Here is a 20,579-nt window from a genome sequence, read left to right on the forward strand (position 1 = left end):
AATGAAAAAGATACTTCTTTCCATCGCTGTCGCATTTGGCCTGTCCAGCGGCGCAGCCTTTGCCGCTGGCGACAGTGGCGGCCACATCGAGAACATCCCGTTCTCGTTTGATGGTCCGTTCGGCAAGTTCGACCAGAACCAGCTGCAACGGGGCCTTCAGGTTTACACCGAAGTCTGCGCAGCTTGTCACGGCCTACGTCAGGTGGCGTTCCGCACACTGGCGGATGAGGGTGGTCCTCACTATTCTGAAGATCAGGTCAAAGCCTATGCGTCCAACTATGACGTGTTTGATCCGGAACTGGACGACACCCGCTCTGCCATTCCTTCGGACAAGTTCCCAGCGAACACTGCTGTTGGCGCACCGGATCTGTCCCTGATGGCCAAAGCACGTGCCGGTTTTCACGGCCCGTCCGGTCTTGGGATCAACCAGCTGCTCTACGGCATCGGGGGCCCTGAATACATCGTGGCGGTCCTGACCGGCTACACCGGCGAAGAGAAAACCCAAGCCGGCGTGACGCTCTATGAAAACACCGCCTTCCCGGGTGGCTGGATTTCTATGGGGCCACCCCTGGAAGACGGCCTGCTGGAATTTGCAGACGGTCATCAGAACGACACGCAACATATGTCCGAGGACGTTGCCGCCTTCCTGATGTGGGCTGCAGAACCCAAGATGATGGCACGGAAATGGCTGGGCTTTGTGTCCTTGTTCTTCCTCGGCCTGCTGGCGGTGCTGCTGTACCTGACCAACAAAAAACTCTGGGCGCCGATCAAGCGCAAAGAAAAGACGGTCTGATCGGGCTGACCACAGATAGAAAAAGGGCGGGGATTTCCCCGCCCTTTTTTTGTTTGAATTCGTGGCCGGCTTAAGCGTCTTTTGGCATCGTTTCTACCATCGACTCGCGCTTGGCAAACTCTGCTTCCCATGCGGCCAGCCCGTCGCGACCCTTGCGCCAGTCGCGGTTCCCGTGACGGAAATCAAGATAGGCCAGCGCACAGCCGACAGCGATCTGGGCCGCATCCAGCGGGCCGGACAGATGGCTTAGCCAGCGGGCCTCCAGCGCATCCAGCGCCCGTTCAACTTTGGCCCATTGCGCCTCTACCCAATCCGGAAAACGCAGTTCTTCGGGGCGCACACGACCTTCGTAAATCATAAGGATCGCCGCCTCCATGATGCCATCGGCGGTTGCTTCCAGCGTCAGCACCTCCCAGTTGCGCGCTACCGGATACAGCGAGCCGCCGCCCTGCGCGTTAATAAACTGGGTGATGACGCGGCTGTCATAAAGTGCTGGACCGTCGGCCCGCTCCAGTGTGGGGATCTTTCCAAGCGGATTTTGTTCAAGCGGCATATTGTCGGTCATCAGGGGCGTGCCCCCCCGTGCGATCAATTCCAGTTCAACGCCGGTCTCTTTTGCACAAACGAGGCATTTGCGAGCGAAAGGACTGGCCGAGGCCCAATGCAATTTCATGTCTAAGTCTTTCCTTTGGTGCACAGGGCCGCAGCCCTCGCACGGGTTGATCCCACAGGCCGGTGCCTGCTTGGGCTAAGCCTTGCGCAGTGCGGCAGTTGCGTCAACCGTTCTTCGGAAACGTGCCTAGCAGGGCGGCTCTTTCATCAAGCCAGCCAGCGCACCGATTTCCTGACCGAGGCCGTGATCTGCGACCTGACCGGCGGCAGCGACGCGTACATCTTCGGGCTTGTTCTGGCCCAACTTCCACGTTCCGTCTACCCGCGTTACATCCATCGCAACGGGTGCAATCATCCGCATCATTCGCTCTGCAATGCCTTCGCCCATCTTGTCCATGGTCCAAACAGGTTTCGGAGCCAGACGCATCTCCATCGCCGCCGAGAGCCGTCGCAGTATGCCTTCCAGCTCCTCCTGCGGTAAAGCTCGCAATGTGCCCCTCAGATGCACCGCCACATAATTCCAAGTGGGCACCTGATCGTCGATCCCGTACCAGTCGGACGAGATGTAGCTGTCAGCCCCGCCAACGGCGATTACCGCTTGCTGCGACCCCTCTTGCAGCAAGCGCCACACAGGGTTGGAGCGCACCAGATGGGCCTCCAACCGCGTTCCATCTTCGGACAGTTGAAAAGGAATATGCGCCAGCAAAGGCCCATCAGGACCGTTTACCGCCAACGCCCCGAAACTGCGCTGCCGTGCGAAGGCGAGATTGGCGTCTTGGTCCGCTTTACGAAAAGCCGGATTGGGATGCATTGCTAAGACCTTTCAGGTTAGGAAACGGGGAACAGCGTTTCGGCATCCCCTTCCTCCCATTTGGGGTATTTGTTCATGATGGACTGGAACCGGTCGCTATTGATGAAACCATCCAGCCAGCGGATCAGGTTCGGCCAGTCCTGCCCGTCAAACCATGCGCGATCCGTATTGGCAAACTGGCGCACAAACGGGGCAATGCCAATATCCGCAAAGCCGATCCGCTCGCCAAACAGATATTCCTGCCCGTCAAGCCGCCGATCCAGTTCCCGCAGATAGACCGAGGCCAGTTTGCGTTCCTCTTCGCGGTCCACATCGTCATAGCGCACAGCGTATTTGAACCGGTCGAGATGGCCCTTGAACTCGGACTCGCAACGCAGCACCAGTTCCCGCGCCTCTGGTCCGGCATAGAGCAAACCCTGCGGGTCGCTCTGGCCCAGTGCCCACTCCATCACATCAAGCGATTCTTCGATCACAGTGTCCCCGTTGACCACCACCGGCACTGTCCCCTTAGGAGAGGCCGCCAGAAACGCGGGTGCCTTGTCACGGAGCAGGATTTCCCGCAGCTCTACCTGCAAGCCGCTGGCAACAATCGACAGCCGCGCGCGCATGGCATAGGGGCATCGGCGGAAGGAATATAGGATAGGTCGTGTCATGGGGGTAATGAAGCGCCCGATGCGGGCAGGGTCAAGGCCGATACGCCCTGCCCTAGCCTGCAAGCAGGGTTTTCTCGGTGTGACCGGTGATTGTCGCTGAAACGATCTGGCCTTCGGGCTGGTCACTATCAAAGACGACTTCAGTGAAGCCTTCGGTCCGCCCCATACGCGGGTTCTCCATCAGGATCGCATGGGTCTTGCCAAGCTGGGCCGCCAAATGGTCCTGCACTCGCTGTGTTCCGGCCTCGCGCAGACGTTTGGCCCGCGCCTTGATCACGCTCTTCTCAAGCTGGGGCATCCGCGCGGCCGGAGTGCCGTGACGGGGCGAGAATGGAAACACATGCAGCCACGTCAGGCCGCAATCCTCGACCAGTTTAAGCGAGTTCTCAAACATCTCTTCGGTTTCAGTCGGAAAGCCTGCGATAATATCCGCGCCGTAAACAATATCAGGCCGCGCCTTGCGCATATCACTGCAAAAGGCGATGGCATCCTCGCGCAGATGGCGGCGTTTCATCCGCTTCAGAATCATGTTGTCACCCGCCTGTAAGGACAGATGCAGATGGGGCATCAAACGGTGTTCATCCGCAATGGCATCCACCAGCGCGCTGTCAGCTTCAACCGAATCGATGCTGGAAATCCGCAGGCGCGGCAGGTCCGGCACCAGTTTCAGGATACGCTGTACCAGATCACCGAGCGGCGGGTTCCCCGGCAAGTCATCGCCCCAGCTGGTGATGTCCACGCCCGTTAGAACCACTTCGTTATAGCCGCTGGTCACAAGGCGTTTGATCTGCTCCACCACCACTCCTGCAGGGACAGATCGGGAATTGCCACGACCATAGGGGATAATGCAGAAAGTGCAGCGGTGGTCACAGCCGTTTTGCACCTGCACATAGGCGCGGCTGCGGCTGCCGAACCCGTCGATCAGATGTCCGGCAGTCTGTTTCACCGACATGATGTCATCCACCAGCACGCCTTCGGTCTCACCGATGAAATCCGCGCCCTGCCCCAGCTTCTGCCAGGTCTCGGCCTGCATCTTTTCGGTGTTGCCCATCACCAGATCCACCTCATCCATTGCGGAGTATGTGGCTGGTTCGGTTTGGGCGGCGCACCCTGTCACGATGATGCGCGCTTCGGGATGTTCGCGGCGCAGCTTGCGAATGGATTGCTTGGACTGGCGCACAGCTTCGGCGGTCACAGCGCAGGTGTTCACCACCACAGCGTTTTCCAGACCGCCCGCAGCGGTCAGCTCTTTCATGGCCTCTGTTTCATAGGTGTTCAACCGACAGCCGAAAGTGGCGAACACGGGAGGTTTGCTCATTTGATTTTGTCCAGAAAATCGGTGGATAACACACCGGAAAACACCAGTTGGGTCGGGCCTGTCATCCAGACGCCATCATCGCGCCAGTCGATTTGCAGATCGCCACCGTCCAGTTTGATCGTCACATTCCGTTCGGTCAGCCCTTTACGATGGGCCACAACCGCACTGGCACAGGCACCCGACCCGCAGGCAAGGGTCGGCAACCCGCCCCGCTCCCACACGCGCATTCGCATTGTGTTGCGGTCGATGATTTGTAGAAACTCTACATTGGTGCGTTCGGGGTAAAGTTCATGATGTTCGTAAATCGGGCCAAGCTTGTGCAGATCGAGCGATTCGACATCTTCAACCACAAACACACAATGAGGATTGCCCATACCCGCAGCCCCCGGCGCGCCTTCGATCGGCAGCTCCACAAGGTCCACTTCCCGTGCAAGCGGCACATCCTGCCAGTCCAGTTGCGGTTGGCCCATGTTCACACTGACCAGACCGCCGCCTGCTTCAGTGACAGACAAAAGCCCCCGTCCGGTGCGCAGGGTAAGGTCGGTTTTACCCGTCTCGTCCAAAATGAGCCTTGCAACACAACGGGTTGCATTACCACACGCCCCCGCGGTGGAGCCATCCGTGTTCCAGAACGTGATATCAACATCCGCATCATCGCAGTCCGCCAGCACAACAAGCTGGTCAAAGCCCACACCAAAATAGCGGTGCCCGATGGCCTGCGCCATCGCCGCTGTCATGGGTACATCCGCCTTACGTGCATCCAGAATGACGAAATCATTCCCCAGCCCGTGCATCTTCAGAAACGGCAACCCGTTATCAAGTGAGTCCAAGATTTTCATCCCCGCCATATAGCCCTTCATGCACAATCATTCCAGCCGTGTCATTATTTCGAAATTTCTCTCTTGACCATGCCCGCCAGCAGCCTTAAGACGCCCCCACAGCACGGTGAGGGCCCTTAGCTCAGCTGGTAGAGCAACTGACTTTTAATCAGTAGGTCGATGGTTCGAACCCATCAGGGCTCACCAAAATTCCAAAAGGTCTGGCAGTATTGCCAGACCTTTTTGGTTTTTAGCCCACAATGCCCGAAACACGGAACACAGACACGTGCCCACTGTCGGAATTTGCGCTTTGAATCTGGCGATTCCCACTCCGCAACGCGCGGGTCAAAAAAATATCGACAATTTGGAAGGAAAAGTGACCAAATTATGTCAATTCAGTGTGGCATTTCTGCACGATAAAAATGCAACCCAAGGATGCATTGGCGAAATTTTATTCTATTTTAATACGTTATGATTTTGCGCCTCAGTCACACGTTGATCCGTTTCAAAAACACACTGTCAACAAATTCAATCAATATTTTAAGGGGGTGAACAACAAATTTGGCGTCAAGAATATCAATTTAAGATCAATACCCAACTGACGCCGAGTGTGACTAAGTAAAGGGAAAAATGATGAAACGTTTTAACAAATTCATTAGCGCAGCAACAGTCGGCCTGGCAATTGTGGCATCACCGGTGGTCTCTGCTACAAAATCAGCAGTTCTTGCAGTCTCCGCAACTGTGGACGATACCTGCATTATCGCCGCCGCTCCGGGGCTGGGCTTTGGCACGGTAGACGGCGCAACAGTTACGAACGAAACCGTGGCAGGTGAAATCACGGTGTCCTGTACGACTGCTAAGACCGGTCTGACACTTACGATGGGTGGCAGCGTCAACAAAGACGGTACACAGCGCCGTATGTACAACGGCGTCTCCGGTTATCTGCCTTACAACATCCACACCGATAGCGGCCACACAACCGAAGTGGGAATCGACGAACAGTTCGGCGATGCATTCAATGTATTGGCAGGCGCACCACAAAGCTTCAGCGTCTACGGCCAGGTTCCGGCAGGTAGCTATGTACAGGGCGTCTATGCGGACACCATCACCGTAACTTTGACATATTAAACCCGGGTTAACCGGTGCAAACAGCGAGCAGTAAAATGATAAAATCAAACCTGATACTGGCGGGGGCGTTTGCCGCGCTTCTGCCGGGGATCGTCGCGGCACAATCGCTGTCCGTTTCCCCAACCAAACTGGAGGTTGCCAATGGTGCCCGCCAGACCACACTGACTGTTAAAGCCAACAGCCGTGGAAGCTCTGTCCTGCAAATGCGCGTAATGGCTTGGAAAGAAGGCAGCGATCCGTCACGGCTAAAGGCGACCCGTGACGTGGTAATCAGTCCACCTGCGGCCAAGCTCAGACCCCGACAAGAACTGACAGTCCGGATCGTGCGGACCAAGAAGCGCGCCGTTCGCAAGCGGGAATGCTACCGCGTGCTTGTGGATCGCCTGCCCGACCGCAAAGCCAAGGGCCAAGTGGTCAAACTACAGGTGCGCCACTCGCTTCCGTTGTGTTTCTCCTCCTAGACGGAACACAACGCCATTTGTCACCTCAATATAGGATGGCTCTTACCCCGATATGCAACTTTTGCGTAAATTGTTACTGACCGGCGTAGCCCTGAGTTTTTCAGGGGGCTTTGCAATGACCCAGCAGATTTCAGCGGACATCGAAGTGTCAGCAGAGATCAGTGCGTCCAAAGCCCCTTACGAACTGGTGCCGCCGGTACAGGACACTCCTCTGTTTCTTGAGGTCTATGTTAACAGCAAGACCACCCAACTTATCGCAGAGTTCACCCATCACACCGACAACCGTTTCTCCTCTCCCCGTTCGGAACTGGAAGAGATCGGCATCCGCCCTCCGCTTGGTGTGTCCAAGACTGTTTACCTTGACACCATCGAAGGCCTGACCTTCCGGTACAACATGGAAGCGCAAGCCATCTACATAAGTGCGCCATTCAGATCGCTGTTGCCAATCGTGTCTTCCGCCCGCCGCAAACCCGAGATGATAGCGCCCGAACGCAGCTTTGGTGCAGTGGTAAACTATGCCTTAACCGCAAATCTGGGCCCGAACTCCAGCGGTTCCGGTATGCACTTCAGGGGGTATTCCGGGTCGTTAAACGGTTGGGTCTTTGCCCCCTTCGGCGCCCTGTCCAGTTCCGGCTTTTTCAATTCGCCCGGCGGTTCGCTTGGCACGCCAGATTTCATTCGGCAGGAAACCAAATTGGAATTCAACAACACCAAACACGCACTCAGCCTGTCATTCGGCGATTTGCAAAGTTCCTCGGTATCATGGAGCCGCCCGATCCGGATGGGCGGCATCCAGTTCCGCCGCGACTTTAGCCTGCGGTCCGATATTGTCACAGAGCAGCTTTTCTCTTTCGAAGGCGCCGCAGCTGTGCCGTCCACCGTCGATGTATTCATTGAAAACAACCGTGCGTATTCAGGCACGGTGGATCAGGGACGCTTCCGGTTAGAGGATGTGCCCTTCTTTACCGGCTCCGGTGATGCCGTAGTGGTCATCCGCGATGCAAACGGCAACGAACGCCTGCAGGAAATCTCTTTTTTTGCGGCGCAGAACCTCCTTAAGGCAGGCACTTTCGACTTTTCTGTAGAAGTGGGAAAACCGCGGGAAGCTTATGGCTTGCAAAGCAACGAATACTCGTCAGACACTGCATATTCCGGCAGTTTCAAATACGGGCTGAACCAAAAACTGACCCTCGAAGCCCATCTGGAAGGTAAAAGCGATCTGATCATGGGGGGGATCGGGTTTACCACGGTTCCTTTCGATCTGGCAGAGTTCAGCCTGTCCGCAGGACTAAGCCGGTACAAAAACAACACCGCCGCCTTTGCCCAGACCAGCCTGCGTACGAAAATTCGCAACGTGGACGTGCACCTTAACGTTTTGCGCTCTGAACCGGGGTTTGCGGATCTGGCCTATGCCACAGGAGTTGATTATCTGGGCGCAAGCACCATCGCCACAGGGGCTTCGCTGCTGGAGTTCCCGATCGCAAGCGAAGTGCTGTCTCTTGGCATGCCTTTGTTCAACACGGATCAAGACATCGGGCTAAGCCTCGTGCGTTCGGAACGGGCCAGTTCGGAGGATCTGATTGTGTCCGCGTCTTACGCCCGCAGTCTGGATTTCAACGACAGTTCGATCAGTCTATTCGGGTCCCATAACGTTAAAAACGATAGGACGCGGCTTGCGATAAATTTCGCCATGCCGCTGCACAAAAAGAACCAGATCCGCACCTCTGCTGTCAGCGATTCCGATGGCGACCTGAACATGGCAGTTTCCCTGTCACGTCCGCTTGGCGACCGTGTGGGCGATTACGGGTATCAGGCCCAGATCGACGACAACGGCGACAACCGGTTTGCCAATGTGCGCGGATCCTACAGAACACGGTTCGCCAAGGTCAGCGGAGAGCTTTTCCGAACCGGCTCCTCTGATTTTGCACGGTTTACCGCCGAAGGCTCTTTGGTACTGGCAGACGGGAAAGTGGCTGCAGGCAATGTCATCAACGACAGTTTCGCCATCGTCGATGTTGGCGTGCCGAATGTGGATGTAAACCTGCAGAACCGTCCGGTGACAAAAACCGGTCGCTTCGGTCGGGCGCTGGTAACGGGACTGGCGTCGTACCGGCGCAACCGCGTTTCTGTGGACACAGAGCACCTGCCCCAAGATGCAGTGCTCAATGCCTCCGCTATGGAAGTGGTTCCGGCCCGACGCTCGGGCACTTTGGTCAGTTTTGCCAGTGGTGGGGGTGACGCGGCGCTGATCACGTTGGTCGATCAAGCAGGCCGTTACGTGACTGCTGGGTCCGCAGCCTATCTGAACGGGTCAAAATCCGAGTATTACGTTGGCTACGACGGGCTGGTCTGGGTCGAAAACATCAAATCCAGTAACAGACTGCGCGTCACGACCGAAGGGCGCGATTGCACCGTTGCCTTTGACTATCAACCCACCGATGCGGTGCAACAGTCGCTCGGTCCGTTCAGGTGTCAATGATGCTGCGTTTCAACATGAAAACCTTAGCGCTACTGGTCGGGCTCTTACTCCAGACAACCACCGCCAATGCCGCGACTTGCAGCGCTGCAATCTCGGACATTAACTTTGGATCGATCTCTGTGCGTGCAGGCGCTGCGAACGAAACGTCCGGTTCTGTAAATATCACCTGTAGCGGTGTCGTCGGCGCGCTGATCGGTGTTTGTATCAAGATCGGTCCGGGCGGTGGTGGTGCCGCTTCAAGCAATTCCCCCCGGTACATGCGCAATGGCTTGGGTGGGAACCTGAACTATGAACTACGCCCGATCGGAAGCAGCGCAACCAACGGAACCTGGAACGAGGTCTACGTTAATATTCCCGTTGTGCTAGGCAGCGCGACGGTTAGCATCCCGATCTATGCCAGCATCACTTCCAACAGCGTCGCTGTGGACACCGGCGCCTATTCCTCCGTCTTTTCCGGCGTATCGGATGCGTCGATCACCTATGGTCTTTTGTCCTGCGGGTTGCTCGGGACCGAAGTGGATATTCCTGAGTTCGAAGTCGCCGCCGAAGTGGTGCCAAGCTGCGAGCTTGATGTGACGGCGATGGATTTCGGCAGCTTGCCCACACCAATGGCAACTGCTGTCGACGAAACAGCAACCGTAAACGTGCGCTGCACCAACAGCACCAATTATTCGGTTACTTTAGATCAGGGATTGAACGGGGGCAGCGGTCCGGCGGACCGGCGGATGAAAAATAGCAGTTATGAATTAAGCTACGGGCTTTACCGTGATGTTGCCCGCTCGGCACCTTGGGGGGCTTTGGCGACAAACGATGTGGATTCCACAGGCATCGGCGCAAACCAGTCCTTCACGATTTACGGCCGCATCCCTGCGGGTCAATCCGCCTATTACGGTACCTACTCCGACAGTGTTGTGGTTACAGTGAACTATTAGGGCGGTTTTCGGCCCCGCCTTGGTAATCCCGCGGACGCAACCCATGACGCGCTAAACGGTCGTAAAGTGTCTTTCGCGGCAGGCCAAGGTATTCGGCAGCCACCGCGGCCTTACCCTGAAAGTTACGAAGCGTGGTTTCCAGAACCAGCCTTTCATGCGCCTCCATCTGCGCCGCCAGCGTGCGGCTGGCCAAAGCGCCGTCTTGGGGATCGTCCATAAATCTGTTCGCATAGTCGCGCAGCTCTGCCAGATTGCCGGGCCACTCCCGCGCCTTGATCTCTGCCAGCGTGGCAGCGGGGATATCCGGCATTTCGGCATTGGCGTAGCGCACCGCATGACGCAAGAGCACCTCAAAGATCACCCCGAGATCGTTACGCCGTGCCGCCAGATCAGGCACCGCCACGGTGATACAGTTCAACCGGTCCGCCACCTCGGGAACCGCATATTCGGCGGACCCGATGAACCGCAATTCGGGGCGTTGTTCCACCTGAGAGATTACACAGTCCAGCTGGCTACCAGAGGCCAGATGCACCCGTTTCACCGACAGATCCACCGCGCCCTGCTCAATCACAAATCCCTCCGGATCAATTTCCGGCGTGCGCACCAGCACAAAGGAATCGCGCCCCTCGGACATAGCAAAAATCGTGTGTGCGGCCAGTTTTTTGCCCGCCCCTTCCGGCCCGATCAGCAAGATGTGGCGGCCACTGTCCGCCGCACGGCGCAGCGCTTCGCGGAAATCACGGCTTGCGGGGCTGTCGCCTGGAAAATGCACCGAGGCCGGATCGCTGCGGCGCATTTTCTGTTCCATCCGCCGCGTGTGCAGAACCAGTTCGCGGTGCGCGAGCGCACGGTTTAGAACGCCTACTAGATGGGAGGTTTCACACGGTTTTTCCAGAAAGTCGTAAGCCCCCTCTTTCATCGCGCGAATGGCCATCGGCACATCACCTTCGCCGGTCAGCATCACCACTGGCAAATCCGCGTCGATGCTTTGGGCGAGCGCAAGAATTTCGAACCCGTCCTTATCAGGCATGCGAATATCCGTCAGGACCACGCCGGCGAAGTTAGCGCGCAGAGTGCGACGGGCTTGCACAAAATGGGCGGTAGAGATCACATCAATCCCCTCCAGATCCAACGTCTGCGCCAAAGAGGCCCGCAGCGCATCGTCGTCCTCGATCAACAGAACCTGACGTTTCATCCCGCCCCCTCAGCCTTTTTTAATTCCACACAAAATTCCGCCCCGCCTTCTGGGCGGTTCCGGCAGCTCAGCTCTCCGCCAAAGGTGCCGACGATCCCGTAGGAAATCGAAAGGCCCAACCCGAGCCCCTTGCTCGCGCCCACATCTTTGGTGGTGTAAAACGGTTCAAACACACGGTCCGGTTCTTTCAGTCCGGTGCCGCTATCTGCCACCTTCAGGCGCACCCGATCACTGCCGTCATCGGGATCAATTTTCAGCGACAGGTGTTTTTTGGGCTGGTCACGCATGGCATCCATCGCGTTGCCCATCAGGTTCACGATGACCTGCTGCAAGCGCACCGGACCACCCGAGACCATCACCGGATGTTCCGGCAGATCAAGCGCGACCGTTATGCCTTCATCGCGTAAACGCCGTTCTGCCAGCCTCAGGGCGTCCTGCACCACAGCGACCAGATCAACTGGCTCCACAGGTTCGGATTCGTTACGGGCAAAGCCGCGCAGGTTCTTGATAATCCGGTTGATCCGGTCCACCTGCACGGTGATTTGGTCCAGATTGTCCTGCGCCTCTGGCACACGATCCCGTTCGATCAGCTTGATCCCGTTGGCGGCGAAATTGCGGATCGCGGCGAGCGGCTGATTCACTTCGTGGCTGATCCCCGCTGACATTTGGCCAAGCGCCGTCAGCTTGCCCGCCTGCACCAGTTGGTCCTGCGCCTGTCGCAACTGAGCGGTGCGTTCTTCCACCCGCGCCTCCAACCGCGCGTTGGCGGCAGCCTCAACCACCAACCGTTCTGCCAGCCTGCGCCGCCGCTGGCCAAGCGCGATCAACCCCGCGCCGATTAATCCCATGATCGCCAACGCCAGATACCCGAGCACACGGGCGTTCTGGGCTGCATCTTTCACGTTCAGATACACCCGCGTGGTCAAATCCAGTCGGGGCAGGAACTCCGACAGCACCATCGCCTGTTCCGGCATCACGCCAGTCGTGCCAAAGCGCTGCAACCGGTGCCCGAACCAGTTGTTTTCCTTGTAGTCGTAAAAGGGATGCACCACGGAGCGGGGGTATATCCGCGCAGCCGACGGCGGAAACTCTCCCTGCCCGTCACGGCGCAACACTAGTTCTACGCGGTTGGACAGAAAGACCACATTGTAAGCGTCCAGAAACGCCACAACGGTTTCATCCACTTCCCACTCGAACTCCAGCTGTTCGACATCTGCGCGCACGACCACCACGCCGCTGGGCGGTGCCGTGCCGTTAATGATGCCACGGGCAAAGAAAAAGTCCCGTCCGCCGTCTTTGGGTTCAAACGCATGATCCACGCCAAGCCCGCCCGTCAACGCACGGCGCACATGGGCGGTCTGGCCAAGATCATCCCCGACCCGCGCGCCGTTTTCCTCCAGATCGGAGGCGGCGAGCACCCTTCCCGCTTGATCGAGCACAAGGATTTCCTCAGCGCCGACCGTCAGCGCGGTTGTCTCCAGAAAGTCATGGGCCCGCGCCGGATCGGTCTCGCCCGTCAGCACGCCCACAACCACCGGATGGCGGGCCAGAAGGTTGGGCAGTTGCTGGAACCGCGCCAATTGCGCCAGCACGCGGTCCGATGCCTGATCAAGCTGCACCGCCCCCGTGCGCGACAGTTGGTTCAGGTTCGCACGGTAAGCCAGCGTAAACACGCCAGCCGCCACAAGGACCGCGACGACGCAGAACGCCAGCACCGGAAATAATCGTCTCAAAGCGGACCTCTTGATTGGCGTTTACAGGTTGATGAATCGCCACCCCTGACGCGCCGCACGGTAAAACCGGCGCAGCGCGAGGCTGTCCGAAATTTCGCACAAATCCACAGACAGTCAAAGCGTTAATTCGCAACCCCCTAAAAATAAAACATTTTTCAGGTACTAAAAAAAACCTTTGCGCAAACATCCGCTGATCGTTTCTTTACTGTTGGCCGGATCACGGTCCGAAAAATATCCATTGGGAGGAAACCATGAAGACTTTCTTGAAAGCGGCCTGCATTGCAGCCGTTGCTTTTGTGCCATCCATCGCCGCCGCTGCCTGCGAAGAGGGCGAAGTGGTCGTAAAATTTGCACACGTCACCAACAGTGACAAACACCCAAAGGGGATCGCCGCATCCCTTCTGGAAAAACGTGTGAACGAAGAAATGAACGGCAAAATGTGTATGGAGGTCTTCCCGAACTCCACGCTCTATGATGACAACAAGGTGCTTGAGGCGATGCTTCAGGGCGATGTGCAACTTGCTGCTCCGTCCCTGTCCAAGTTTGAGAAATTCACCAAACAGTTCCGCATTTTCGATCTGCCCTTCATGTTTAACGACATGAACGCTGTGAACGCCTATCAGGCGTCTGATGCTGGTCAGGCAATGCTTGATTCCATGCAAAAGCGCGGCCTGCAAGGTCTGGCGTACTGGCACAACGGCATGAAACAGATGTCCGCAAGCAAGCCACTGCTGCTGCCGACAGATGCAAACGGGCTGAAATTCCGCGTGCAATCTTCTGACGTTCTGGTTGCGCAAATGGAGGCCATCGGTGGCTCCCCACAGAAGATGAAATTCGCCGAGGTTTACGGCGCGCTGCAAACCGGCGTTGTGGACGGTCAGGAAAACACCTGGTCCAACATCTATGGCAAAAAGTTCTTTGAGGTTCAGGACGGTATTACCGAGACCAACCACGGCATCATCGACTATCTGCTGGTGGCATCCGTTGACTGGCTGGATGGTCTGGACGCCGAAGTGCGCGACCAGTTCCTAAGCATCGTTGGAGAAGTGACCGAAGCCCGCAACTCCGAAGCCTATGCAGTGAACCAAGGCGCAAAACAGTCCGTGATTGATGCCGGTGGCACCGTACGCGAACTGACAGCCGAGCAACGCGCAGCATGGGTTGAAGCGATGAAGCCGGTTTGGACCAAGTTCGAAGGCGACGTGGGTGCGGATAACATCGAAGCTGCACAAAAAATCAACATGTCCATGAGCAACTAAGCTCTGGTTTGGGACGGACCAGCACAGGTCCGTCCCCCCTTTTCCTAAAAATCGCGGGAGGATTTGCAAATGTCACAGAAGGCAGAAAGCTGGACGGACCGCCTGGAGGAGACGCTGATCGCGTCGATCCTTGGCCTTATGACAGTGGTGACATTTGCTAATGTTGTCGCGCGCTACGGGTTCAATTCAAACATCTTATGGGCGGTGGAATTTACCGTCTTCCTGTTCGGCTGGATGGTGCTGCTGGGCGCGTCCTATGCGGTGAAAATCAACGCCCATCTGGGGGTTGATGCGATCCTGAACATTGTGTCCCCAAAATCAAGCAAGACCCTTGGCATGATTTCTGTGGCGGTCTGCATTATCTTTTCGTTTCTCCTGCTGAAAGGCGCTTGGGACTACTGGGCCAATTTCGCCAACCTCCCTGCCACCACAGGCCGCTGGTTCCCCACGGGGTTTGAAGAAAACTTCCGCGGCAAGGGCTGGTATGAAACGGACGATGTGCCGATGCCCGCAATTCTGGGGTTTATGGAAGGCATGTTCAACGACGGCGACGAATACGAAAAACTGCCACGCCTGCTGCCGTATATGGTGCTGCCGATCTCGATGGCACTGCTGTTGTTCCGCTTTTGTCAGGCCGGTCTCAAACTCTGGCGGGGTGAGATTTCAATGCTGATCGTCAGCCACGAAGCCGAGGATTCTATCGAAGAAGCTGCCCAATACGTGAAGGATAATTAATCATGGAAGTCATCCTTCTTTTTGCCATGGTGATTGGCCTTTTGCTGATCGGCGTGCCAATCGCTGTGTCTCTCGGGTTTTCGTCAGTGCTGTTCCTGTTGTGGTTCTCTGACAGCTCTCTCGCCTCGGTCGCGCAGACGTTGTTCAACGCCTTTGAAGGGCATTACACGCTGCTTGCGATTCCCTTCTTCATCCTTGCTTCATCCTTCATGTCGACGGGCGGTGTGGCGCGGCGGATCATCCGGTTCTCCATTGCCTGTGTCGGGCATTTCCACGGCGGTCTGGCCATTGCGGGTGTGTTTGCCTGCATGATGTTCGCCGCCCTCTCCGGTTCTTCGCCTGCAACTGTGGTTGCCATTGGGTCAATCGTGATCGCAGGGATGCGGCAGGTGGGCTACACCAAGGAATTCGCCGCTGGCGTGATCTGTAATGCTGGCACGCTTGGCATCCTAATCCCGCCCTCTATCGTGATGGTGGTCTATGCCGCCGCGGTAGAGGTATCGGTCGGCCGCATGTTCCTCGCCGGTGTTATTCCCGGCCTGTTGGCAGGCACGATGCTGATGATCGGCATCTACGTTATGGCCCGTGTTAAGGGCCTGCCCAAGGGCGACCGCGCTCCGTGGTCCGAACGCTTTGCCGCCGCGCGAGAAGCCGGCTGGGGCCTGTTCCTGATCGTTATCATTCTTGGCGGCATCTACGGTGGTATCTTCACCCCGACCGAGGCCGCAGCCGTCGCCGCAATCTACGCATGGTTTATCGCAAGCTTTGTGTACCGTGACATGGGACCACTGGCCACGGCTGAAGGGCAAAGCAACACCTCGATATTGAAGAAACCGCAGGCGCTGTTCACGGCAATCTGGCACAGGGATACGGTGGATACGCTGTTTGAAGCGGGAAAACTGACCGTTACGCTGCTGTTTGTGATCGCCTGTGCGCTGATCCTGAAACACGTCCTGACCGATGAACAAATCCCCCAGCAGATCACCAAAGCGATGTTGGCCGCTGGCCTTGGTCCAATCGCCTTCCTTGTGGTGGTTAACGTCATCCTGCTGATCGGGGGCCAGTTCATGGAACCCTCCGGCCTGCTGGTGATCGTGGCGCCGCTGGTGTTCCCGATTGCAATCGAGCTTGGCATCGACCCGATCCACCTGGGAATCATCATGGTGGTGAATATGGAAATCGGCATGATCACACCGCCTGTGGGGCTCAACCTGTTTGTGACCTCTGGTGTAGCTGGCATGCCGATGATGGCCGTGGTGCGGGCTGCGCTGCCGTTCCTTGCCATCCTCTTTGTGTTCCTGATCATGATCACCTACATCCCGATCATATCCACCTTCCTGCCCAACATGATAATGGGGCCGGAGATGATCACAAAATAGCTGCCGCGACGGCAAGCTTGCCCAAACGCGCCCTGCGCGGCTAAGCCTCCGGCCACCCAAACCGGAGGCTTAATCATGTCCGCAGTCCTGCAAGAGTTTTTGGAACACCTGTCCCCCCGCGTCACCGGCACCCTGCACGGCAGCGCAAAACTGGTGATCCGTGACCACGGCAGCGTCCATCTGACAGATCAGGGCGCGACCCTGTCTGACGATGAAGCAGACGTTACACTGACCGCCACCGAACAGACCTTTCGCAATATCCTTGATGGCAGCCAGAACCCTGCGATGGCGTTCATGTCGGGTAAGCTGAAAGTGGACGGATCGAATATGCGTGCGCTGAAAGTCTCCGAAATCCTGACCAAAGCCTGAAACCTTCCGGCTCCATTCCCCCCAAATATCCCCGCGCGGAGCGCATTTCCGCGCATGCCGCATCAAAACCTGTCCATTTGGTCAGAAAAACTGAAAATAATACTAGAGATGCTGCATCAAACCCGCTAGCGTTGCTCTTTATCTTCGATCCAACTGGGACAATACCAAAATAAATGATCCTGAATTTCGGCTCTATAAACCTCGATCTCGTCTACCGTGTGCCCCATCTTCCGGCTGCGGGAGAGACGCTCGCCTCCAGTTCGTTTGAGAAATACCTCGGCGGCAAAGGCATCAACCAGTCCATCGCAGCGCACCGCTCTGGGGCGCAGACCCTGCATCTGGGGTGTGTTGGACCGGACGGGGACTGGCTGCGCGAACAGATCGCCGGTTTTGGCCTGTCCCTCGACGGGTTGCGCACCGTCACGACACCCACAGGCCATGCGGTCATTTTTGTGGATGACAGCGCGGAAAACCAGATTGTTCTGTTTGGTGGGTCTAATCAGGCCTTCACAACGGACCAGTTCGAAGCCGCGCTGGCGCAGGCCGATCCCGCGACAGACTGGGTCTTGTGCCAGAATGAAACCAACAATGTGCCGAAAATGGCACAACTGGCCAAAGCCAAAGGGCTGCGCGTGGCCTATTCCGCAGCGCCGTTTGATGCGGATCACGCGATTCCGTTGCTGGATCATATTGACCTGCTTGCAGTCAACGAAGGTGAAGCCGCCGCACTGCAATCTGCGCTTGGCAAAGACATCCAAAGCCTCGGCTTGCCCTATCTGCTGATCACCAAAGGCAGCAAGGGCGCGACGCTTTATGCGGGGGGACAGCAGTTCGATCAGGACAGTTTCACCGTCACTCCAAAAGATACGACGGGTGCAGGGGATACATTCCTCGGGGCATTTGTGGCTGAACTCTCTGCCAGTGACGATCCCGCCAAAGCCCTGCAATTCGCCGCCGCCGCCGCCGCGGTTCAGGTAACGCGGGCTGGCGCCGCCCCTGCAATCCCAACCCGCGAAGACACCCTGTCCTTCCTGAAAGCCAATACATGACCCACAAGCTGATCATCGACACGGACCCCGGCATCGACGATGCCATGGCGATCTTTTACGCAGCCCTGCACCCCGAGATCGAGATCCTCGGCATGACCAGTGTATTTGGCAATGTCACCACCGAAATCGCCGCCCGCAATGCGATTGTGCTGGCGGAACGGGCCGGACAGACTATTCCCGTTGCCAAAGGCGCAGCCAAACCGCTGGTGCAACCGCCCAATCCGGTGTCCGATTACGTCCACGGTATCGAAGGCTTCGGCGACGTTCCAGCACAGGACACGATCGCGCGGCCAGTCGATGAACCCGCCCATGAATTTATCTGCCGCCTGATCAATGAGAATCCGGGCGAAATCACGCTCTGCCCCATCGGCCCGCTGACCAATATAGCGTTGGCGCTGCGCCACGATCCGTCGATTGCCGGTAAGGTTAAGTCCGTGGTGATCATGGGGGGCGGTCTGGAACGGGGCAATGTGACGGCCCATGCCGAAGCCAACATCTGGAACGACCCCCATTCTGCGGACGAGGTCTTTGCCGCAGAATGGGAGGTCACGATGGTCGGGCTGGATGTCACCACACAGGTTGTCTGCCAGTCACAGGATTTTGCGCGCATCGCCGAGACCAATCCGAAACTTGGCGGCTTTTTGAACGATGCGGTTCAGTATTACCTCAAATTCTACGAGACCCACGTCGGGGTTCAGGGTTCCCAGATGCATGACCCTACGGCAGTGATTGCCATTACAGACCCCCAGTATTTTACCATTGAAAACCACGCGCTAGAAGTTATCGTGGAGGGTGATCGCATAGGCCAGACAATACGTTCTACCGATCCGTCCCGACCAAAACACAAAGTGCCTATGGGCGTGGATATTGATGGTGTGAAACGCCGGTTCATAACAATGTTTGAAACCGGCTCTTAAAACAGGAGAACTCCCATGACAGAATTCGCCGTACTCGCCGTCAGCCCGTCCGATCCGGATGCACCGGAAAAATTCGCCAAATCCCTGCGCGAAACCGGTTTTGCAGTGATCAAGGACCATGACATCGACATGTCCGAGATCGAAGCCATGTATGACGTCTGGCCCGATTATTTCGCCAGCGAAGACAAACAGAACGACGCAACCGATATGGGCGATCCGTCCGGTTACTTCGGCTATAAATCCGAAAACGCCAAAGGCGCGGCCCAAAAGGATCTTAAGGAATTTTACCACGTTTACCAAAAGAACGACCTGCCGGAAGGCGTGTCCGAGGTAACGAAGAATTTCCACAACAAGATGGTCGGCATGGGCAAGATGCTGCTCGGCTGGTTGGATCAGGTCACACCGGACGATGTGAAAGACCAGCTTTCCATGCCGTTTCAGGATATGATCAAAGACAGCGACAGCCACCTTTTGCGGGTTCTGCACTATCCGCCCCTGCCCGATGATGTGCAACCGGGCGAAGTGCGCGCGGCGGCCCATGGCGACATTAACCTGATTACCCTGCTGGTGACAGGATCGGAGCCCGGCCTTCAGGCGCAGGATGTGAACGGCAACTGGCACGACATTCCCTGTGGCACCGGCTATATCAATGTGAATGCGGGCGATATGCTGGAGCGGGCGTCCCGCCAATATTACCCCTCTACCATCCACCGCGTGGTAAACCCGCCGAAACAGGAAAACAAATCCCGTTACTCCCTGCCCCTGTTCATGCACCCGCGCCCAGACGTGCAGCTTGATCACCAGACAGCCGGAGAGTTTCTGGAGGAAAGACTAAAAGAGATCGGCCAGCGCGGTTAACCCCGCGCCCAAGGCCGTTACAAACCCAAAGGCACCTCTGCGGTGCCGCCAACAAGGAGACTTCAATGAAAAAAGTACTTACTACGGTACTGGCTGGTGCATTCACAGCCGTATCCTCTTTCGCAGTGGCCGAAAGCCACAGTGATTTCAAACCAGCTGTTATCTACGATATGGGCGGTAAATTCGACAAATCCTTCAACGAAGGCGTTTATGCCGGCATCAAAAAGTTTCAGGACGAAACCGGCGTTGAAGTGATGGAATTTGAAGTCACCAACGAAGCCCAGCGCCAGCAAGCAATGGAAAAAATGGTCCAGCGCGGCGCGACAATCGTTTTGGGTGTAGGCTTTGCACAGGCTGATGCGATTTCTGCTGTGGCCGAAGCAAACCCTGATGTGAACTTCTCGATCATCGACGTATCATGGCTCGATCACCCGAACCTGCGCCAATACGCATTTAAAGAGCAAGAAGGCTCTTATCTGGTTGGTGTTGCAGCGGCGATGGCCTCTGAAACCGGCACAGTCGGCTTTGTCGGCGGCATGGACATCCCCCTGATCCGCGCTTTTGCATGTGGGTATGAACAAGGCGTTATGGCCACCAAAGACGATGCAAAAGTTCTGCAAAACATGACCGGCACAACACCTGCCGCTTGGAATGACCCGACCAAAGGGTCCGAACTGACCCAAGCCCAGATTGACCGTGGTGCGGATGTTGTCTTCCAAGCTGCTGGCGGCACTGGCGTTGGCGTTATCCAAGCTGCTGCGGATGCCGGTAAGATGGCCATCGGCGTTGACTCCAACCAGAACTACATGGCGCCTGGCAACGTTCTGACCTCCATGCTGAAACGTGTGGATGTGGCTGCTTACGAAACCATGAAAGACGCGATGTCTGGTGATTTTGAAACCGGCGTTCGTCTGCTGGGCGTTGCTGAAGGTGGCGTTGGCTGGGCACTGGACGAATACAATGCCGATCTGATCACACCGGAAATGAAATCCGCGATTGATCAAGCCGCTGCACGGATCACTTCGGGTGAAATCGAAGTCCACGACTACCGTTCCGACAACAGCTGCAAGATGTAATCTG

General features: G+C 56.8%; 20 protein-coding genes and 1 tRNA gene. 14 read left to right on the forward strand and 7 right to left on the reverse strand.

Features of this window, described 5'->3' with window-relative positions; genetic code table 11:
- The first annotated feature begins 1 nt into the window (after nucleotide 1).
- On the forward strand, nucleotides 2-793 hold the full coding sequence (locus IEX10_RS08295) for a cytochrome c1 (protein ID WP_188673241.1): 792 nt from the start codon (nucleotides 2-4) through the stop codon (nucleotides 791-793).
- 70 nt (nucleotides 794-863) lie between these two features.
- Here IEX10_RS08295 and IEX10_RS08300 read toward each other — a convergent pair whose 3' ends face one another.
- The 5 genes from IEX10_RS08300 to dapF all read right to left on the reverse strand — a co-directional run bounded on the left by IEX10_RS08300 (nucleotide 864) and on the right by dapF (nucleotide 5,026).
- Nucleotides 864-1,466 (reverse strand): glutathione S-transferase family protein, encoded by a 603-nt coding sequence (locus tag IEX10_RS08300; protein ID WP_188673244.1) that lies wholly within the window; start codon nucleotides 1,464-1,466, stop codon nucleotides 864-866.
- 126 nt (nucleotides 1,467-1,592) lie between these two features.
- A complete protein-coding gene (locus IEX10_RS08305) occupies nucleotides 1,593-2,216 on the reverse strand; it encodes an FMN-binding negative transcriptional regulator (protein ID WP_188673247.1) in 624 nt (207 codons plus the stop codon).
- A gap of 17 nt (nucleotides 2,217-2,233) precedes the next feature.
- On the reverse strand, nucleotides 2,234-2,869 hold the full coding sequence (locus IEX10_RS08310) for a glutathione S-transferase (RefSeq protein ID WP_188673250.1): 636 nt from the start codon (nucleotides 2,867-2,869) through the stop codon (nucleotides 2,234-2,236).
- A 52-nt stretch (nucleotides 2,870-2,921) separates the two neighbouring features.
- Nucleotides 2,922-4,187: a tRNA (N(6)-L-threonylcarbamoyladenosine(37)-C(2))-methylthiotransferase MtaB gene (mtaB, locus tag IEX10_RS08315; RefSeq protein ID WP_188673253.1), complete on the reverse strand. Its 1,266-nt coding sequence runs from the start codon at nucleotides 4,185-4,187 to the stop codon at nucleotides 2,922-2,924.
- Nucleotides 4,184-5,026 (reverse strand): diaminopimelate epimerase, encoded by an 843-nt coding sequence (dapF, locus tag IEX10_RS08320; RefSeq protein WP_229678476.1) that lies wholly within the window; start codon nucleotides 5,024-5,026, stop codon nucleotides 4,184-4,186. Before dapF ends, mtaB begins: the two co-directional genes overlap by 4 nt.
- A gap of 110 nt (nucleotides 5,027-5,136) precedes the next feature.
- Here dapF and IEX10_RS08325 point away from each other — a divergent pair.
- The 5 genes from IEX10_RS08325 (at nucleotide 5,137) to IEX10_RS08345 (ending at nucleotide 10,005) form a co-directional block, all read left to right on the forward strand.
- Nucleotides 5,137-5,212 (forward strand) — tRNA-Lys (locus IEX10_RS08325).
- Nucleotides 5,213-5,638: 426 nt separating this feature from the next.
- Complete coding sequence (locus IEX10_RS08330; RefSeq protein WP_188673255.1) at nucleotides 5,639-6,133, forward strand: Csu type fimbrial protein; 495 nt, start codon at nucleotides 5,639-5,641, stop codon at nucleotides 6,131-6,133.
- 35 nt (nucleotides 6,134-6,168) lie between these two features.
- Nucleotides 6,169-6,594, forward strand: a complete 426-nt coding sequence (locus IEX10_RS08335; RefSeq protein WP_188673257.1) for a fimbrial biogenesis chaperone — start codon at nucleotides 6,169-6,171, stop codon at nucleotides 6,592-6,594.
- Nucleotides 6,595-6,709: 115 nt separating this feature from the next.
- Nucleotides 6,710-9,073: a fimbria/pilus outer membrane usher protein gene (locus IEX10_RS08340; protein WP_188673259.1), complete on the forward strand. Its 2,364-nt coding sequence runs from the start codon at nucleotides 6,710-6,712 to the stop codon at nucleotides 9,071-9,073.
- Nucleotides 9,073-10,005 carry a Csu type fimbrial protein gene (locus IEX10_RS08345; RefSeq protein ID WP_188673260.1) on the forward strand — a complete coding sequence of 311 codons (933 nt, stop codon included), beginning with the start codon at nucleotides 9,073-9,075 and terminating at the stop codon, nucleotides 10,003-10,005. The genes IEX10_RS08340 and IEX10_RS08345 overlap by 1 nt, the downstream gene beginning before the upstream one ends.
- Here the strand turns inward: IEX10_RS08345 and IEX10_RS08350 are convergent.
- Together IEX10_RS08350 and IEX10_RS08355 are read right to left on the reverse strand one after the other, a co-directional pair.
- Nucleotides 9,989-11,200: a sigma-54-dependent transcriptional regulator gene (locus IEX10_RS08350; RefSeq protein ID WP_188673262.1), complete on the reverse strand. Its 1,212-nt coding sequence runs from the start codon at nucleotides 11,198-11,200 to the stop codon at nucleotides 9,989-9,991. The genes IEX10_RS08345 and IEX10_RS08350 overlap by 17 nt on opposite strands.
- Nucleotides 11,197-12,933 carry a sensor histidine kinase gene (locus IEX10_RS08355; RefSeq protein WP_188673264.1) on the reverse strand — a complete coding sequence of 579 codons (1,737 nt, stop codon included), beginning with the start codon at nucleotides 12,931-12,933 and terminating at the stop codon, nucleotides 11,197-11,199. The genes IEX10_RS08350 and IEX10_RS08355 overlap by 4 nt, the downstream gene beginning before the upstream one ends.
- Before the next feature lie 251 nt (nucleotides 12,934-13,184).
- Here IEX10_RS08355 and IEX10_RS08360 point away from each other — a divergent pair, with 251 nt between their 5' ends.
- The 8 genes from IEX10_RS08360 (at nucleotide 13,185) to IEX10_RS08395 (ending at nucleotide 20,575) form a co-directional block, all read left to right on the forward strand.
- The gene (locus IEX10_RS08360; protein WP_188673267.1) at nucleotides 13,185-14,192 is read left to right on the forward strand and encodes a DctP family TRAP transporter solute-binding subunit; all 1,008 of its coding nucleotides are present in this window, start codon (nucleotides 13,185-13,187) and stop codon (nucleotides 14,190-14,192) included.
- Between the two features lie 69 nt (nucleotides 14,193-14,261).
- Nucleotides 14,262-14,927: a TRAP transporter small permease gene (locus tag IEX10_RS08365; protein ID WP_188673269.1), complete on the forward strand. Its 666-nt coding sequence runs from the start codon at nucleotides 14,262-14,264 to the stop codon at nucleotides 14,925-14,927.
- A 2-nt stretch (nucleotides 14,928-14,929) separates the two neighbouring features.
- On the forward strand, nucleotides 14,930-16,306 hold the full coding sequence (locus tag IEX10_RS08370; protein ID WP_188673271.1) for a TRAP transporter large permease: 1,377 nt from the start codon (nucleotides 14,930-14,932) through the stop codon (nucleotides 16,304-16,306).
- A gap of 75 nt (nucleotides 16,307-16,381) precedes the next feature.
- Nucleotides 16,382-16,675 carry an SCP2 sterol-binding domain-containing protein gene (locus IEX10_RS08375; RefSeq protein ID WP_188673273.1) on the forward strand — a complete coding sequence of 98 codons (294 nt, stop codon included), beginning with the start codon at nucleotides 16,382-16,384 and terminating at the stop codon, nucleotides 16,673-16,675.
- 173 nt (nucleotides 16,676-16,848) lie between these two features.
- Complete coding sequence (locus IEX10_RS08380) at nucleotides 16,849-17,724, forward strand: ribokinase (RefSeq protein ID WP_188673275.1); 876 nt, start codon at nucleotides 16,849-16,851, stop codon at nucleotides 17,722-17,724.
- Nucleotides 17,721-18,641 (forward strand): nucleoside hydrolase, encoded by a 921-nt coding sequence (locus IEX10_RS08385; protein WP_188673277.1) that lies wholly within the window; start codon nucleotides 17,721-17,723, stop codon nucleotides 18,639-18,641. Before IEX10_RS08380 ends, IEX10_RS08385 begins: the two co-directional genes overlap by 4 nt.
- Before the next feature lie 15 nt (nucleotides 18,642-18,656).
- Nucleotides 18,657-19,499, forward strand: coding sequence for an isopenicillin N synthase family dioxygenase (locus tag IEX10_RS08390; protein ID WP_188673279.1), 843 nt, complete (start codon nucleotides 18,657-18,659; stop codon nucleotides 19,497-19,499).
- 65 nt (nucleotides 19,500-19,564) lie between these two features.
- The gene (locus tag IEX10_RS08395) at nucleotides 19,565-20,575 is read left to right on the forward strand and encodes a BMP family lipoprotein (RefSeq protein WP_188673282.1); all 1,011 of its coding nucleotides are present in this window, start codon (nucleotides 19,565-19,567) and stop codon (nucleotides 20,573-20,575) included.
- Nucleotides 20,576-20,579: the final 4 nt, after the last annotated feature.

Source organism: Neptunicoccus cionae, from assembly GCF_014643735.1.
In the GTDB taxonomy this organism is placed as follows: Bacteria; Pseudomonadota; Alphaproteobacteria; order Rhodobacterales; family Rhodobacteraceae; genus Amylibacter; species Amylibacter cionae.